This window comes from Sphingopyxis fribergensis (genome assembly GCF_000803645.1).
GTDB classification, from domain to species: domain Bacteria; phylum Pseudomonadota; class Alphaproteobacteria; order Sphingomonadales; family Sphingomonadaceae; genus Sphingopyxis; species Sphingopyxis fribergensis.
Map to the genome: position 1 here is coordinate 1,380,108 of NZ_CP009122.1, position 15,600 is coordinate 1,395,707.

Genomic DNA, 15,600 nt, shown 5'->3' on the forward strand with positions numbered 1-15,600 from the left:
GGGCTTTATTAGCCGAAACCTGTCTCGGAGCGAGACGCTTTTGGCGCGCAGCGGATGAGGCGCGAGGTTTCGACCGCCGCCTGGCGGTGGATCACGGCCTCGCGATAGACGGGATCGGTGACCATTTCCATGAAGGCGCCGCTGCTGGGATATTCGGCGATGAAGACCGCATCCCAATGCTCGTCGGCGGGGCCGATCACCATCGTATCCATCGCGCCGCTCCACACGACACGGCCGCCCACGCGCTGGAATATCGGGCCGCTGTCGGCGCCATAATGGCGATAGGCTTCGGCGCCCGTGAGGGCTTTGTCCGCCAACGGGTGACCGTCGGGGTAGGTCGCCTTGTCCTTGAAGCGGACGAGGTTGAGCATGTGGATGACGGTGTCGCGAGGCAAGGCCTTGAATGCGTCGAATTGCGCGCGTTCGGGGTCGATATGCTGGTCGCTCACGGCAGGAACTCCTTGCGCTTGACGCGCCACGCATCGGCGCTTTGCGTCCACGCATCGACCGGCGCGTCCTCGAAGGGGGCGGGGAGGCGGGTCGGGCCGCTGTTCGTGGCGCCGAGCCGTTTCGCCAGCGCTTGCGAGCGGGTGTTGGCGGGGTCGATGCTGTGCATCAGTTCGGGCCATTTCAGGAACTCGACCGCAAAGTCGCACGCGGCGACGCTGCCTTCGAGCGCATAGCCCTTGCCGGCGAATTTGGCGCGCACGCCATAGCCGATCTCGGGCGCGGGCCAGCCGTCGGGCTCCCATGGGCCGAGCCGGCCAACCCATTCGCCGGTCGCGCGCTCGATCACCGAGAACATCGAAAAGCCGCGAATATGCCAGGCGCCGGCGAGCGTGCACCACATACGCCACGCTTGCGAGCGCGGACAGGTGCCGCCGATGAAGCGCATCGTCTCTTCTTCGCCGCACATTTCGGCGAAGCCGTCGAAATCCTCGGTCGCGGGTGGGCGCAGGATCAGCCGCTCGGTGACGAGCAGGGGGCCGTTCAACATATTCATTCTCCCGCAGCAATTGCCGATGCTTCTGCGGCAGACGAGCGTATTCGGCAAGCGGATACGCTTGAGGGCGCCGGCAGTAAAACCGGCGCCCTCGCCATCAGCGTGCGTGAGCGGAGGGGTCCAAACTCACACGCGAGACGGTTTACGTTTTTGCCTTAGCGGCAACGATATTTATCCTTGTCGATCTCACGGCCGAGCAACGCGCCGCCAGCCGCACCCAGAACGGTGCCAAGCAGCTTATCGCCGTTACCGGCGATCTCGTGGCCCGCGACACCGCCGACCGCGCCGCCGATCAGGAGACCGGTCGTGCCATTGTCCTTTTTACAGCGATAACGACCGTCGCGATCGCGCCATACGCGGGTGTTCGAATTGACGCGTTGGTCGCGGGCATAATAGCGGCGATCCTTTTTGCGATAGAAGTTCGACGACTGGTCGAGCTGATGGAAGCCTTCGGCCTTCGCCGGAGCCGCGATACCCGCATAGGCAGGCGCGGTCAGCGCGACGCTGGCGGCGGCAAAAGCGCCCATCAGGCCCTTGGTGAAATTACGCATATAAAATCCTTTCCTGGTTCCGCGCCTTATCCCGCATGGCAAGACCGGGCGCTTCGACGGGAAAACGAGCGGGGTCCGAAACCCGTTGCATTAACCCAAGGCAACAAGACGAAATGAGCGTTTCCGTCGACGAACCGAAAGGGCCTTGCCGCATCGACGGCGGCATGCGACAAACCGGACATGCTCAACATCGGATCGCTCGTCATTGGCGCTATCGCCTTGGTTCTGGCCGTTTTCGCGTTTATCCCGCTGCTCGGCTGGGCGAATTGGGTGATCGTGCCTTTCGCCGTCGTCGGGCTCGCGCTGGGCGCGATGTCGGATAAGACGAGCGGGCGGAACCTCAACATCGTCGTCATCGTCATCGGCGTCATCCGCCTGATGCTCGGCGGCGGCATCATCTGATCCGGCCGGACTAGCCGATCATGAACCAGCCTGGCGCCCCCTCGGGGAGCAATCAGGGCGGCTTGCCCTTTGCGATCGGCGCCTATCTGATCTGGGGCTTCGTCCCGCTCTTTTTCAAATTGCTGTCGAGCGTGCCGCCCGCCGAGGTGCTGGCACAGCGGATCGTCTGGTCGCTGCCGCTCTGTTTCCTGATCATGGTGTTCAGGCGGCAGATCGGCGAATATGTTGCGGCGCTCCGCGATTGGCGGGTGCTGCGCTTGCTGCTCGTCAGTTCGGTGCTGATCGCGCTCAACTGGCTCGTTTATATCTATTCGATCTTCACCGATCATGTGCTCGCGGCGAGTCTCGGCTATTATCTCAATCCGCTGGTCAATGTGATGCTGGGGATGATCTTCCTCGGTGAGCGATTGAGCCGGCTACAGGCGCTCGCGGTCGTCATCGCCGGGATCGGCGTCGCGATCCTGCTCGCAGGTGCGCTCGATACACTGTGGATCAGCCTGACTTTGGCGTTCAGCTTTGGCACCTATGGCCTGATCCGCAAGATCGTGCCGGTCGGCTCGCTGCCGGGGCTCGCGATCGAGACGACCTTATTGTTGCCGCTCGCGGTCGCGGGGGCGGGCTATTATATCTGGCTCGGCGACGGCCGCGGCTTTGGATCGGACGCGGAGATCAGCTGGCTGCTCGCCGCGGGCGGCGTCGTCACTGCGGTGCCGCTGTTGCTGTTCGCGACCGCGGCGCGGCGGATGAGCTATGCGGCGCTGGGCTTCGTCCAGTTCCTCGCGCCGACGCTCCAGTTCGTCTTGAGCCTGTTCGTCTTCCACGAGCCGCTGAAGCCCGCGCAGCTCGCCTGCTTCATCCTGATCTGGGCGAGCATCGCGGTGTTCAGTTTCGACATGCTGCGCAAGATGCGCGCCGAGCGGATGATCGAGGTGGCTTGATTATATCCTCCCCGTCGCGGAGCGATGGGGAGGTGGCAGCGCGAAGCGCTGATCGGGGCCAATGGTGCTACCGTCGCGGCCCCTCCACCATGGCTTCGCCACAGAGAGGATTATCAGACCAGCCGCCAGCCCAGCGTTTCGCCCGCGTGAAAGGGGACGACTTCGCCGATGCGGTCGGGCACGAGTGTCTCGCCGCGCTCGAGCGTGACCGTGCCGGTGTTGAGCGGCAGTCCGTAGAAGCGCGGGCCGTGTTCGCTGGCGAAGCCTTCGAAATGGGCGAGGGCGCCGTCTTCGTCGAAGGCCTCGATGTAGCTTTCGAGCGCATAGGGGGCGTTGAAGATCCCCGCGCAGCCGCAGGGCGCCTCTTTCGTATGCACCGCGTGCGGGGCGCTGTCGGTACCGAGGAAGAATTTGGGCGAGCCCGAGGTCGCGGCCGCCCGCACCGCGAGCCGGTGCTGCTCGCGCTTCGCGACGGGCAGGCAATAGGCATGCGGGCGGATGCCGCCGACGAGCATCGCGTTGCGATTGATGTGAAGATGCTGCGGCGTGATCGTCGCCGCGACATTGGCGGGGGCGTCGGCGACGAACCCAGCGGCTTCGGCGGTGGTGATATGTTCGAAGACGATCTTTAGCGTGGGGAGGGCGCGGACCAGCGGTTCGAGCGTACGGTCGATGAACACCGCCTCGCGGTCGAAGATGTCGACTTCATGGTCGGTGACCTCGCCGTGGATCAGCAGCGGCATGCCGATATCAGCCATGCGTTCGAGCACGGGCATGATCTTTGCGATGTCGGTGACGCCATGCGCGCTGCCGGTGGTCGCGTGCGCGGGATAGAGCTTGGCGGCGGTGAACACGCCCTCGGCATGGCCGCGGGCCATTTCATCCGGAGTGCTGTGATCGGTGAGATAGGCGACGATCAGCGGGGTGAAATCGATCCCGGCGGGCACCGCCGCGTTGATCCGGTCGCGATACGCGCGGCCTTCATCGGCGGTCGTCACCGGCGGCGACAGGTTCGGCATGACGATCGCGCGCGCGAACTGGCGCGCAGTATATTGCGCGACATGACCCAGCATGGCGCCGTCGCGCAGATGGACATGCCAGTCGTCGGGGCGGCGGATGGTCAGGCGGTCGGTCATGGGCGGACTCGTCAACTTGTGGGTTGGTTTTGGCTGCCGCGTCCCTAGATTATCGCCATGATCAATACCACCCTCAACGACCGCGCCCTCATCCGTCTGTCGGGGGAGGATGTCCGCGGCTTCCTTCAGGGGCTGGTCACCAACGACACGTCGGGTAATCTGCCGGTGTGGGCCGCGCTGCTGACCGCGCAGGGCAAGGCGTTGTTCGATTTCCTGATCTGGGGCGACGAGGGCGATGTGCTCATTGATTGCGAGCGCGATGCCGCCGAGGCGCTCGCGAAGCGGCTGACGCTTTATCGTTTGCGCCGGGCGATCACGATCGCGATCGAGCCAGGTCTTGCGGTCCATTGGGCACCCGAAGGCGACCTCGGCGTCGTCGACCCGCGCCTGCCCGAACTTGGCCAGCGCTGGCTGGCGCCCGCCGACGAAGGCGAGGGCGCCGATGCCGTATGGCGCGCGCACCGGCTTGCGCTTGGCGTGACCGAGGGGCGTAGCGAGCTTGGCGACGGCACGACGCTTTGGCTCGAATGCAATGCCATCGAACTTAACGGCGTCAGCTTCAGCAAGGGCTGTTACGTCGGGCAGGAAAATACCGCGCGGATGAATTGGCGGCAAAAGGTCAACCGGCGGCTGGTCGTCGTGCCGCTCGCCGAGGCCGACGAAAAGCGGCAGGTGATCGCCTATCCCGACCTCGGCTGGTCGGTCGAGCATCGCCGCGTCGAGGCGATCGATGCCGCCGCGGCCCCGCCCTGGATGCGCGAGGGGCTCGCGGCCGGTTCATGACAGATGCAGCCTTTGCTGCTAGATTGCCGGACATGCGCGCTTTGCTGATTTCGTCGGCGTTCGTCGCCGCGTTCGCCTCGTCGGCTCCCGCAGTTGCGGCGCCGACGTCGTTGCTGCCGACCGAACCCGAGGCGGCGCAGCCTTCTTCCAGACTCGTGCCGCTCGCAGCGGATTCGGCATGGATGCCGCGCTTTGCCGCAGCGGCGGACAAATTGGCGGAGGCGCTTCGTTCGCGCGACGAAGCGCAGTGGGCGCCCTTGCTTGGTGGGCAATGGCTGTCCGCCGCGGATCGCGCGCGCGTCAGGAATCTTCTTGGCGACCGGAACAGCCCGTTCCTGCCAGCGCTCCTGTCGGAAGACGTGACGCGTCGGGTAATCCTCGGCTGGAACGCGCCCGCGTCGCTCAGTGCCGAGGAACGCGCTGCGATCGAGGCAGGCCCAGAGGCCGAGGCGCTCGTCTGCTGGTCGGCAGGCAGCAATGACACGGCGCGGTGGCCGGAAACCGCGGTCGAGGCCGACAATCGGGCGGGACGCTCCTATGCCTGCGCGCGGATCGCATACAGCATTCGCGGCGAAACGCCGAGCTGGCGCGCGTTCATCGAGCAGCGCGAGCCCGCTTAACCAAACGCCAACCCTCTTCTGCGAAAAGCGCCTCATGTTGGGGCGCTTTCTTGGGTTGGCTGCGGTGATCGCGGCGGTTTCGGTTGGTCTGGCGGGCATCGCCAGCCGGCCTTCGTCCGATGACGTCGTCGAAACGTCGAACGTCCTTTCGGGCAATCACGACAATTGGACGACGCATAAGGTCCGCAAGGACCGGGCTTTGGCCGCGGCCCAGGCCAATGGCGGTTCGGGCCGGCCGAGCGAGGTGTTGCTCGCTCGCGCAAGCGATTCGCATTTCTATGCCGATACCGAGATCGACGGGCGGAACATTCGCATGCTCGTCGACAGCGGCGCGTCGATCGTCGCGCTGACCCGCAGCGATGCCGAGGCGATCGGGATCAACGTCGACGATCTTCCGGTCGGCGGCAGCGCGAACACCGCGGGCGGCGTCGTGCCGATGCGGATGGTCACGCTCGACAGTGTCGAGGTCGAGGGGATCGAGGTGCGCGGCGTGCAGGCGGCGGTCATCGACGCCGATATGGGCGTATCTTTGCTTGGGCAGAGCTTCCTCTCGAAACTCGCGGCGGTGAATGTCGAAGGCGATACGATGACGCTGCGCTGAGGCCCGGACTTGCCAATCGGCGCGCATTTCCCCACATCGAGCGCCATGAATGCTCCCAATCCTCCGCTCCGCGCCGCCATCGTGCCCGTCACTGCTTTCCAGCAAAATTGCACCCTTCTATGGTGCACCGAGACCAACAAGGCGGCTTTTGTCGATCCCGGCGGCGATCTCGACAAGCTGAAAGAAGCCGCGCGCCAGACCGGGGTCGAGGTCGAGAAGATCCTCGTCACCCACGGCCATATGGATCATTGCGGGCAGGCGGGGATGCTTGCGAAGGAACTCGGCGTGCCGATCGAAGGGCCGCACGAGGACGACCGTTTCTGGATCGAAGCCTTCGCCGAGGACGGCGCGCGGTTTGGGATGGTCGGCGAATCTTTCGAGCCCGATCGCTGGCTGGTCGACGGAGACACGGTGACCGTCGGCAACCTCACCATCGACGTCATTCATTGCCCGGGACACACGCCGGGGCATGTCGTTTTTCATCACGCGCCTTCAAAGCTGGCGATCGTCGGCGATGTCATTTTCCAGGGGTCGATCGGCCGCACCGACTTCCCGCGCGGCAATCACCAGCAATTGCTCGATTCGATCACGCAAAAGCTGTGGCCGCTCGGCGGCGATACGACCTTCCTGCCGGGGCACGGCGCGCACAGCAATTTTGCGCACGAACGGCGGACGAATCCGTTCGTAAGCGATATGGCGATGGGGACGGCGGGCTGAGTTCACTGTCATTGCGAGCGGAGCGAAGCAATCCAGAGCGGCTTGTCACATTCTGGATTGCTTCGCTCCGCTCGCAATGACGACAGAGTTAGGCGTTTACCGCGGTGCCGAAACCACCGTTTCCTCGATTTCGGTCGTCGTGATGCCGGTTGGCGTGAGATAGACGATCGCGAGCGCACCGAGCGCGAGGCCGAGTTGCGTGAGCATGGTGATGATCGTGCCGACCATCCGGCCCCACATCATCCCGTCCATGCCGAGCGCGTGGAGGATGCGGCCGACAAGGTAGAGCGCGCCGACGCCCCATAGCCAGAGCGACGAGCCAAGGCCCAGTTCGACCAATGCGAGCAGGATCAGCACGAAGGCCGTGTTTTCGACGAAATTGCTGTGCGCGCGCATGCGCCGCGTCAAAGCCTCGTTGCCGCCGTCGCCGATGGAAACCTTTTCCTTCGTCCGGACGCGCCCCACGCGCACCGAAAGCCACAGGTTGAGCAGCGCCGCTCCGGCCGCAATCGTCAGGCTGATCGGCAAGATAATCATCTGGTTTCCCCCTTATGGACCGGCGCGTGTCGCTTGCCGGCAGCGGGCAGGGTGTGGCATCCCCGGACCGGGGCGGCAAGCCTGTGCGAACATGGACGCAATGGGCTTGCCTTTGCGGGCAAAAACGCTATAGCCCCGCCCGATCCGGCACCCGACACCATCTGGCGTTGAGGCACCCTCCGGCGGAAGATTTTCTTGTCATAACCGGGCAGGAACAAGCCTTCGCACGGCGGGCGGGCCAGTCATTTCCGGCGACGGGGTGACAAATCCGGGTAGCCGATTCGTGACACACTATTTAGAATGCAGGAAATATCATGGCCGTTCCCAAGCGAAAAACCTCGCCCTCGAAGCGCGGCATGCGTCGCAGCCACGACAGCCTGAAGGTCGAAGCCTTTCAGGAATGCCCGAACTGCGGCGAGTTGAAGCGCCCGCACAACCTCTGCAACGCCTGTGGCCACTACAATGGCCGCGAAGTGGTGTCGGTCGGCGCTTAATCGTTAAGCCGGAGGGCAGCTGAATGGCACTGACACCGCGAATCGCAATCGATGCGATGGGCGGTGACGTCGGCGTGCGCATGATGCTCGCCGGCGCCGCGATGGCGCGCCACAAGCACGACGGCCTCCGCTTCATCCTCGTCGGCGACGAGGTGCAGATCAAGGCGGCGCTCGAAAATCACCCCAATCTGCGCGCGGCGTCGGATATCATCCACACCGATGGCGTGGTGAGGGGCGAGGACAAGCCGAGCCAGGCGATCCGCAAGGCGAAGAGCACCTCGATGGGGCTGGCGATCGACGCGGTGAAGCGCGGCGATGCCGGCGGCGCCGTGTCTGCGGGCAATACCGGCGCGCTGATGGCGATGTCGAAGCTGGCGCTGCGTACGATGCCGGGGATCGATCGGCCGGCGCTTGCGGCGTTGCTGCCGACGCTGGGCGACAATGACGTCGTGATGCTCGACCTTGGCGCCAACACCGATTGCGACGCCAACAACCTGATCCAGTTCGCGGTCATGGGCGCCGCCTATGCGCGCACCGCAATGGGGCTCGAAAAGCCGCGTGTCGCGCTGCTCAACATCGGCACCGAGGAATTGAAGGGCACCGACGAGATTCGCGATGCCGCCGCGCGGCTGCGCGAGGCGCATGGGCTGCCGATGGAATTTACCGGTTTCATCGAAGGCGACAAATTGTCGCGCGGGGACGTCGATGTGATCGTCCACGACGGCTTTTCGGGCAACATCGCGCTCAAGACTATCGAAGGCACGGCGCGGTTCGTCACCGACCTGCTCCGCCGCGCCTTCACCAGTTCGACGCGCTCGAAGATCGGTTTCCTGATCTCGCGCCCCGCGACCGAATTGCTCAAGCATCACCTCGATCCCAACAATCACAATGGCGCTGTTTTCCTGGGCCTGAACGGCGTGGTGCTCAAAAGCCATGGCAGCGCGGATGCAAAGGGGGTCGCCAACTGCGTACACCTTTGCGCCGAGCTGATCGAGAAGGACATTACGCGTCAAGTGACCGAAGATCTCGCGAACTTCCGTAGCGGCGCCGCGGCATGACGCTGCGCGCCATTTTGGCCGGCACCGGTTCGGCTTTGCCGCGCACGCGGGTATCCAACGCTGAACTCGCGAAGCGCGTCGACACTAGCGACGAATGGATCGTCGAGCGCACCGGTATCCGCTTTCGTCATATCGCCGAGGCCGATGAGACGACCGCGACGCTTGGCGCCGATGCCGCGAAGCAGGCGCTGGCCGCCGCCGGGCTCGAGCCCTCCGACATCGGCCTGATCATCGTCGCGACCGCGACTCCAGATAACACCTTCCCGGCCAGCGCGACCAAGGTGCAGGCGCTGCTCGGCGTGCCCGATTGCATCGCGTTCGACGTCGCGGCGGTCTGTTCGGGCTTTCTTTATGCGGTGTCGGTCGCCGACTCGATGCTGCGCACGGGCGCCGCAAAACATGCGCTGGTGATCGGATCGGAGACCTTCAGCCGCATCCTCGACTGGGAAGACCGCACGACCTGCGTCCTCTTTGGCGACGGTGCGGGCGCCGTCGTCCTGTCGGCCAAGGATGTCGACGACGACCAGGGCATTCTCGCGACCCGGCTTCATGCCGAGGGAAAATACGCAGGCATGCTCTATGTCGACGGCGGTCCGTCGACCACCGGCACGGTCGGTCATGTCCGCATGCAGGGCCGCGAAGTGTTTCGCCATGCCGTTACCAACCTCGCCTCGGTGCTGGGCGAAGTGATGGCCGATATTGGCCTCTCAGCCGAACAGATCGACTGGGTCGTTCCGCATCAGGCGAACAAAAGGATCATCGACGCAACCGCCAAAAAGCTGGGTTTGCCGGCCGAACGCGTCGTGCTGACCGTCGACCAGCACGCCAATACGTCGGCGGCTTCGGTGCCGCTCGCGCTCGACCTGGCGGTGCGCGACGGACGGATCAAGCGCGGCGATCTGGTGGTGCTCGAGGCGATGGGCGGCGGCTTCACCTGGGGCGCCGCAGTCCTGCGCATCTGACGCTTCGCCCCGTCGCGTCAACTTCTCGCTCCATCCGTTTCAGTTTGGCGGATTAATTCGCATTTGTTACATATGGTAACGGGACTCGTGACGGTGGGGGCTGTCCGGGGAGCAATCGACCATATTTGCTTCAGTGAGGGGGAAGGGATCAACATGACAGCAGGGACGCTCACACGAGCCGACATTGCGACGCGGATCAACCAGCAGATCGGCTTGTCACGCAATGAATCGGCATCGATTGTCGAATCGATTCTCGATCATATGTCCGACGCGCTTGCGGTCGGCCAGAATGTCAAAATCTCGGGTTTCGGCACATTTGTCCTGCGCGACAAGGCGCAGCGGATCGGCCGCAACCCCAAGACCGGTATTGAAGTGCCGATCCTGCCGCGGCGCGTCATGACCTTTCGCGCCAGCCAGACGATGCGAGCCCGCGTTGCCGGCAAATAAACCGGGCCTTACCTAATGTCGGGTTCTGACCTGACCGACGATGGCGGCAAGGCGTCCGGCGCCATGCTCGCCATCGGCGAACTCGCGGTGCGTATCGGTGTCCCCACGCATGTGCTGCGCTATTGGGAAACGCGTTTCCCGCAGCTGAAACCGCTCCAGCGTTCGGGGCGCCGCCGCTATTACCGCGCCGAGGACGTCGCGCTTGCCGAGCGCATCCACCATCTGCTGCATGTGCAGGGCTTCACAGTCGAGGGGGCGCGCAAGGCGCTGTCCGAGCCGGGGGCGGCGCCCACGGCGCGCGCGCCGTTGATGCGTGAGATGCTCGATAGCGCCGCGCCGTCGCAGGGTAAGACGGGGATCCCGGTCGAGGCGCTGGTCGCACTCCGCCAGCGGCTCGCCGCCGCGCTCGGCTAAGGCAGGATTTAAGGCTTCAGTCGTTGTCCATCGCCGGCGCGAGCGCCGGGTCGAGGTCGCGCGGGCGGATGAAGCCCTTGAAACGCGCGCTGTTCGTGTCGAGATCGTGCCAGTCCGCGATGTCGAGTTCGAGCCGCGCCAGCGCTGAGGTCGGCAGCTTTTCCTCGACTTTCGCGCGGAGTTCATCGTCCGCCGATTCGGGAACGAGCATCAGGATCAGATCCTCGAGCCCCGGATTATGGCCGGAAATCAGCAGATGCTCGGCATTCTTGCCGGTGTCGCGGATCACGTCGATCAGCGTCGCCGCGGAGGCGAGATAGATGCGCCGGTCCCAGTGCGGCTCAAGTCCGTCGAGATCGGCCGCGGGCTGGAAGATATCGAGCGTTTCGGTCACGCGCACTGCGGGCGAAGCGATAATGCGGTCGACGGGCAGTTTCTGGCGCTTCAGCCATTGCCCGATCAGTTCGGCACCGCGCGCGCCGCGCTTGTTGATCGGCCGGTCGAAGTCGCGCTCGACCTGGACATCCCAACCCGATTTGGCGTGGCGCAGGATCGTCAAAGTCTTCAAAATCTCTCCCCGCGCCGCTGCGCTATCCCTCGGTTCGCCCGCCTTGTGCCGGAAACTTATGACGGTGAAAAGGCGGGAAACGCGGTTTTTCTGCGTTCGACATTCGCCGCGGCGACATGGTTGACCGCTTCGTCGAGCGGCAGGCGGCGGATCGGGGTGCCTTCGGGAAAGGCGCTGAGCAGGCGCGATGGAAAAGAGGGCGAGAGCATCACGAATTGGCCGAAATCATCGGCGCGGCGGATCAGGCGGCCGAAGGCCTGCCCGATGCGGCCACGGATGACCATATCGTCATATGCGCTGCCGCCCTGCGCCGCGCGGCGGGCGGCATGCAGGATCGTCGGGCGCGGCCAAGGCACGCCCTCCATGACGACGAGCCTCAGCGATTCGCCGGGGACATCGACGCCGTCGCGTAGGGCATCGGTGCCGAGCAGCGAGGCGTGCGGATCGGCGCGGAAAATGTCGACGAGGGTGCCGGTGTCGAGCGGATCGACGTGCTGGGCATAGAGCGGCAGCCCCGCACGCGCCAAGCGGTCGGCGATGCGGGCATGGACGATGCGCAGCCGCCGGATCGCGCTAAACAGTCCGAGCGCGCCGCCGCCCGACGCCTCGATCAACCTGCTGTACGCACCGGCAAGGGCAGGGAGATCGCCGCGCGCAATGTCGGTGACGATCAGTACCTCCGACTGGCGGGCATAGTCGAACGGGCTAGGGACCGCGAAATGCTGGACGCCGCCGTCCATGTGGCGCGCGCCGGTGCGGATATCGGCATCGGCCCAGCCGCCACTCCCATGGCCACCGTTGCGCAGCGTCGCAGAAGTAACGAGCACGCCCTGCGCCGGGCGGTAGACGACATCGGCGATCGGTTTTGCCGGGTCGAGCCAGTGGCGGTGGAGTCCGGTATCGAATTCGCGCCCGTCGTAGCGGTCGACCGCGAGCCAATCGACGAAATCGGGGGCGGCGGGACCACCGACGCGGCCGAGCAAGGACAGCCAGCCGCCCAATGTGTCGATCCGCGTCCCAAGGCTGTGCCGCGCGCCATCGACGCGCGCGCGCGCTTGCCCGTCGAGCCAGTCGGGCGGATCGTCGACGAGCGCGTCGAGCCGCTGGCCGAGCGCCATCAGCGGCCGGAGCAGCGCCTCGACCGCGTCGCTCGCGCTCGCTGCGGCGGTAACCAGCTCTGAATCTGGATCGGCGAGTTCGGTTTCGAGGCCGTATCCTGCGTCGGCGGTGCGTGTATCGACGCTGCGTGCATACGTCATGGCGCGCACCGCGACGAGCAGCCGTTCGATCGCGCCCCACGGGTCATTTTCGGACAAGCGGCCAAGCCAGCCGTCGCCGGGCAATTCGGCGGCGGCGGCGATCGCCGTCTGGATCGCGCGATCTCCCGCCTCGTCATAACTTGCGACATCGGCGAGCCGTGCGGCGAGCCCGCGCCGTCGCCCGCGCGACTTGCCCTCGGGGCCGAGCACCCAGCGGCGGATTTCGACGGCTTCCTGCCCGGTCAGCGCGGCGGCGAACATGCTGTCGGCGGCGTCCCACAGATGATGGCCTTCGTCGAAAATCAGCCGCGTCGCGGGCGCCCCGCCGTCGCGTGGCCGCGCCGCCTGCACCATCGTCAGCGCATGGTTGGCGATGATGATGTCGGCCTGCGTCGCGGCGCGCGCCGAGCGTTCGATGAAGCATTTGCGGAAATGCGGGCAGCCCGCATAGATGCACTCGCCGCGCCGGTCGGTCAGCGCGGTGGTGCCGTTGCGGCGAAAGAGGGCGGGGAGCCAGCCGGGCAGGTCGCCTCCAACCATGTCGCCGTCGCGCGTATAGGCGGCCCAGCGCGCGACAAGCTGCGCGAGGATCGCGGCGCGGCCCGAAAAGCCGCCCTGCAGCGCGTCTTCGAGGTTGAGCAGGCAGAGATAATTCTCGCGCCCCTTGCGCACGACGACCTTTTCGCGGTGTGTTTCGGCGTCGGGGTAGAGCTTCTCGGTCTCGCGCGCCAATTGGCGCTGCAGCGCCTTGGTGAAGGTCGAGATGCACACGGCGCCCGCCGACTGGTCGATCCATTGCTTGGCGGGGGCGAGATAGCCGAGCGTCTTGCCGATGCCGGTCCCGGCCTCGGCAACGAGCATCTGGGGCGCATCCTTGCGATCGCGCGGAGCGAAGATCGACGCCGTCGCGCGGGCATAATCCTGTTGCCCCGGCCTTCGCTCGGCGCCGTCGCCGGTTAGCCGGTCGAGCCGCGCCGCCACATCCTCCGAATTGATCTTCACCTGTCGTGGTTGCGCGCGCGGCGGCCCCTCTTCCCATTCGGGCAGGCGCGAAAACAGCCAACGCTCGTTGGCGTCGGGCGCGGGCAGGCGCTGGATCAGTGGCGACCACGACCAGCGCTGGCGGGCGAGCGCCTGCATGCCATGCCACGCGCCCTCGCGCTCGGGCCAGGCGGGATCGTCGATGCTGGCGAGCATCGCGGCCGCCGCCTTTGGCAGAAAAGCAGCGATATCCTCCTCGCTCGTCGGCGGTGTCAGGCCGATTGCAGCGGCGATCCCCGCCGGGGTCGGCACCGCGAAGCGCGCGGGATAGAGGAAGGCGAAGAGTTCGAGCAGGTCGAGCCCCGACAGTTCAGGATAGCCCAGCCGGTCGCCGGTCAGTGTCGCATTGAGCAACAGGTGCGGGGTGGCGGCGACCGCTGCGATTGCCTCACCGCGCCCGACGCGCTGGACGCGGCCGTGCGTGTCGGCGATCCAGATGCCAATATGGCTCGCGTGGATCGCGGGCAGGGTAAGCGGATCGGGAGCCATGGCTCCCTAGCTAGGGACAAAAGGCGAACGCGGCAAGGTGGGCGAGATGGATCGATCAGGAAAGGCCGCGGCGTCCGAACATGGTCGGGCGGTTGCTGTGGAAAATCTGCGCGGGTTCGACCATCGATGCGTCGCGTGCGATCTTCAGCGCATTATAGAGCGCGCCATGCGCCAGCTCATAGGGAAAGCGCACGCCCATGCGATCATATTCGGACCACATCACGACGGCATAAGTCACCTGTCCGCCATAATGGATTTCGCAGCGCGAGCGCGCGGGCATGCTCGCCCCGCCGATGCGCGCGCCGCCCTCCGACAGGTCGGTGATCCGGCCGTCGACGAAGTTGAGCACGCCGTTGACGGTCACGTCGATCGAAACGGCGGTGCGCTTGTGGCCGCGGGCGGTGGGGGTGCGAAAATTGTCCATGACCGGGACGCTACGCCTGCATGGTAAATTTTCCGGTAACGATGTTGGCTCGGCATGGGACAATGTTGCAAGCGATGGCCGAGAATGGTCTATGCCGATCATGGTCCGCCCGATCATCCTTTACGGTATCGCGCTTGCCGCCGCGGCGTTTCTGCTCGAGTGGCTGAACTACAAACATGTCGTGCATCGCTGGTCGACCGAGTTTTATGTCGCGGTCATCGCAGTCCTTTGCGTCGCGCTCGGCATATGGGCGGGCAACCGGCTGACCGCACGGCCACGCCAGGCTTTTGCACGCAACGACGCGGCGGTCGCGGCGCTGGGGCTGAGCGTACGCGAATGCGAGGTGCTGGAAATGCTCGCGGCGGGACACGCGAACAAGGTGATCGCGCGCGAGCTCGATATTTCGCCCAACACGGTCAAGACGCATGTCGCCCGGATATATGAAAAGCTGGCGGTCGCCAGCCGGACGCAAGCGGTCCAGAAAGCGCGAGCGCTCGACATTCTGCCGTAAAATCGGGTGAGAGGCGCCAAATCACCCGTTTGGGCGATAGATTCCAGCCGTTGTTTCGGTTCACCTCGCATGGCATTCACCAAATGGGGAGACAGATCATGGGCAGGATAATCGCAGTTTACGGCGCCATCGCGGGCGTCATCGTCATCATCGGCATGTTCATCAGCATCACCTTCGTTGCCGATCATGGCACGATGGGCATGGTCGCCGGCTATCTGTCGATGCTCGTCGCATTGCTGTTCGTCTTCATCGGCGTCAAACGCTTTCGCGACGTCAATCTGGGCGGGGTCATCACCTTCTGGAAGGCGCTCGGGGTCGGACTCGGCATCGGGCTCGTCGCGTCGCTCTTCTACATTCTCGGTTGGGAGCTTTATATGTGGCAGACCGGCGGGACCTTCATGACCGACTATATCGCCCAGAGCGTCGAGGATATGCGCGCCGCGGGCAAACCGGCCGCCGAGATCGCGGAATTTTCGGCCGAGATGGGCGCGATGGCGGAGCAATATAAGAATCCGTTGTTTCGCATGGCGCTGACGCTGACCGAGATATTACCTGTCGCGTTGCTGGTGTCGCTCGTGTCGGCGGCTTTGCTGCGCCGGAGCAGCTTCCTACCCGCGACGCAGCCGCGCGGGTGAGATCGACGGG

At 65.1% G+C, this 15,600-nt stretch carries 21 protein-coding genes; 13 read left to right on the forward strand and 8 right to left on the reverse strand.

All coding sequences use genetic code 11. The features are described from left to right. Positions 1 to 8: 8 nt before the first annotated feature. The 3 genes from SKP52_RS06400 to SKP52_RS06410 all read right to left on the reverse strand — a co-directional run bounded on the left by SKP52_RS06400 (position 9) and on the right by SKP52_RS06410 (position 1,554). Positions 9 to 449 carry a DUF1330 domain-containing protein gene (locus SKP52_RS06400; protein ID WP_039572970.1) on the reverse strand — a complete coding sequence of 147 codons (441 nt, stop codon included), beginning with the start codon at positions 447 to 449 and terminating at the stop codon, positions 9 to 11. Then, positions 446 to 997: a GNAT family N-acetyltransferase gene (locus tag SKP52_RS06405; protein ID WP_081997532.1), complete on the reverse strand. Its 552-nt coding sequence runs from the start codon at positions 995 to 997 to the stop codon at positions 446 to 448. Before SKP52_RS06405 ends, SKP52_RS06400 begins: the two co-directional genes overlap by 4 nt. Before the next feature lie 161 nt (positions 998 to 1,158). Beyond that, on the reverse strand, positions 1,159 to 1,554 hold the full coding sequence (locus SKP52_RS06410) for a glycine zipper 2TM domain-containing protein (protein ID WP_039572976.1): 396 nt from the start codon (positions 1,552 to 1,554) through the stop codon (positions 1,159 to 1,161). A 180-nt stretch (positions 1,555 to 1,734) separates the two neighbouring features. Here SKP52_RS06410 and SKP52_RS06415 point away from each other — a divergent pair, with 180 nt between their 5' ends. Together SKP52_RS06415 and rarD are read left to right on the forward strand one after the other, a co-directional pair. Next, positions 1,735 to 1,956, forward strand: coding sequence for a membrane protein (locus tag SKP52_RS06415; RefSeq protein WP_039572978.1), 222 nt, complete (start codon positions 1,735 to 1,737; stop codon positions 1,954 to 1,956). Positions 1,957 to 1,976: 20 nt separating this feature from the next. After that, on the forward strand, positions 1,977 to 2,894 hold the full coding sequence (gene rarD / locus SKP52_RS06420) for an EamA family transporter RarD (RefSeq protein WP_039572980.1): 918 nt from the start codon (positions 1,977 to 1,979) through the stop codon (positions 2,892 to 2,894). 113 nt (positions 2,895 to 3,007) lie between these two features. On the opposite strand, the gene pyrC is transcribed toward rarD, so the two are convergent. Further along, on the reverse strand, positions 3,008 to 4,030 hold the full coding sequence (pyrC, locus tag SKP52_RS06425) for a dihydroorotase (RefSeq protein ID WP_039572982.1): 1,023 nt from the start codon (positions 4,028 to 4,030) through the stop codon (positions 3,008 to 3,010). Between the two features lie 57 nt (positions 4,031 to 4,087). Here pyrC and ygfZ point away from each other — a divergent pair, with 57 nt between their 5' ends. Genes ygfZ through SKP52_RS06445 form a run of 4 tightly spaced genes read left to right on the forward strand, consistent with a single transcriptional unit; the run spans position 4,088 to position 6,751 of the window. After that, positions 4,088 to 4,813 carry a CAF17-like 4Fe-4S cluster assembly/insertion protein YgfZ gene (gene ygfZ / locus SKP52_RS06430; protein WP_039572984.1) on the forward strand — a complete coding sequence of 242 codons (726 nt, stop codon included), beginning with the start codon at positions 4,088 to 4,090 and terminating at the stop codon, positions 4,811 to 4,813. Positions 4,814 to 4,845: 32 nt separating this feature from the next. Continuing rightward, positions 4,846 to 5,433, forward strand: coding sequence for a hypothetical protein (locus tag SKP52_RS06435; RefSeq protein WP_039572987.1), 588 nt, complete (start codon positions 4,846 to 4,848; stop codon positions 5,431 to 5,433). Positions 5,434 to 5,467: 34 nt separating this feature from the next. Further along, the gene (locus tag SKP52_RS06440) at positions 5,468 to 6,034 is read left to right on the forward strand and encodes a retropepsin-like aspartic protease family protein (RefSeq protein WP_039572990.1); all 567 of its coding nucleotides are present in this window, start codon (positions 5,468 to 5,470) and stop codon (positions 6,032 to 6,034) included. Between the two features lie 45 nt (positions 6,035 to 6,079). Continuing rightward, positions 6,080 to 6,751 (forward strand): MBL fold metallo-hydrolase, encoded by a 672-nt coding sequence (locus tag SKP52_RS06445; protein WP_039572993.1) that lies wholly within the window; start codon positions 6,080 to 6,082, stop codon positions 6,749 to 6,751. Positions 6,752 to 6,847: 96 nt separating this feature from the next. Here SKP52_RS06445 and SKP52_RS06450 read toward each other — a convergent pair whose 3' ends face one another. Further along, on the reverse strand, positions 6,848 to 7,288 hold the full coding sequence (locus tag SKP52_RS06450) for an MAPEG family protein (RefSeq protein ID WP_187337287.1): 441 nt from the start codon (positions 7,286 to 7,288) through the stop codon (positions 6,848 to 6,850). A gap of 314 nt (positions 7,289 to 7,602) precedes the next feature. Between SKP52_RS06450 and rpmF the strand changes: the two genes are divergently transcribed. From rpmF to SKP52_RS06475, 5 genes are all read left to right on the forward strand, one after another. Beyond that, positions 7,603 to 7,782: a 50S ribosomal protein L32 gene (gene rpmF, locus SKP52_RS06455; protein ID WP_011541714.1), complete on the forward strand. Its 180-nt coding sequence runs from the start codon at positions 7,603 to 7,605 to the stop codon at positions 7,780 to 7,782. A 23-nt stretch (positions 7,783 to 7,805) separates the two neighbouring features. Beyond that, positions 7,806 to 8,840 carry a phosphate acyltransferase PlsX gene (plsX, locus tag SKP52_RS06460; RefSeq protein ID WP_039573000.1) on the forward strand — a complete coding sequence of 345 codons (1,035 nt, stop codon included), beginning with the start codon at positions 7,806 to 7,808 and terminating at the stop codon, positions 8,838 to 8,840. Continuing rightward, on the forward strand, positions 8,837 to 9,802 hold the full coding sequence (locus SKP52_RS06465) for a beta-ketoacyl-ACP synthase III (RefSeq protein ID WP_039573001.1): 966 nt from the start codon (positions 8,837 to 8,839) through the stop codon (positions 9,800 to 9,802). The genes plsX and SKP52_RS06465 overlap by 4 nt, the downstream gene beginning before the upstream one ends. A 153-nt stretch (positions 9,803 to 9,955) precedes the next feature. Next, positions 9,956 to 10,249: an integration host factor subunit alpha gene (locus tag SKP52_RS06470; protein WP_039573003.1), complete on the forward strand. Its 294-nt coding sequence runs from the start codon at positions 9,956 to 9,958 to the stop codon at positions 10,247 to 10,249. 15 nt (positions 10,250 to 10,264) lie between these two features. Continuing rightward, positions 10,265 to 10,663, forward strand: coding sequence for a MerR family transcriptional regulator (locus SKP52_RS06475; RefSeq protein ID WP_039573005.1), 399 nt, complete (start codon positions 10,265 to 10,267; stop codon positions 10,661 to 10,663). Positions 10,664 to 10,679: 16 nt separating this feature from the next. On the opposite strand, the gene SKP52_RS06480 is transcribed toward SKP52_RS06475, so the two are convergent. Genes SKP52_RS06480 through SKP52_RS06490 form a run of 3 tightly spaced genes read right to left on the reverse strand, consistent with a single transcriptional unit; the run spans position 10,680 to position 14,444 of the window. After that, a complete protein-coding gene (locus tag SKP52_RS06480) occupies positions 10,680 to 11,231 on the reverse strand; it encodes a SixA phosphatase family protein (RefSeq protein ID WP_039573009.1) in 552 nt (183 codons plus the stop codon). A 56-nt stretch (positions 11,232 to 11,287) separates the two neighbouring features. After that, positions 11,288 to 14,020, reverse strand: coding sequence for an ATP-dependent DNA helicase (locus tag SKP52_RS06485; protein ID WP_039573012.1), 2,733 nt, complete (start codon positions 14,018 to 14,020; stop codon positions 11,288 to 11,290). A gap of 55 nt (positions 14,021 to 14,075) precedes the next feature. Continuing rightward, the gene (locus SKP52_RS06490) at positions 14,076 to 14,444 is read right to left on the reverse strand and encodes a PilZ domain-containing protein (protein WP_052207925.1); all 369 of its coding nucleotides are present in this window, start codon (positions 14,442 to 14,444) and stop codon (positions 14,076 to 14,078) included. A gap of 100 nt (positions 14,445 to 14,544) precedes the next feature. Between SKP52_RS06490 and SKP52_RS06495 the strand changes: the two genes are divergently transcribed. Then, complete coding sequence (locus SKP52_RS06495) at positions 14,545 to 14,955, forward strand: helix-turn-helix domain-containing protein (protein WP_039580127.1); 411 nt, start codon at positions 14,545 to 14,547, stop codon at positions 14,953 to 14,955. A 98-nt stretch (positions 14,956 to 15,053) separates the two neighbouring features. After that, complete coding sequence (locus SKP52_RS06500) at positions 15,054 to 15,590, forward strand: DUF4199 domain-containing protein (RefSeq protein WP_039573016.1); 537 nt, start codon at positions 15,054 to 15,056, stop codon at positions 15,588 to 15,590. Positions 15,591 to 15,600: the final 10 nt, after the last annotated feature.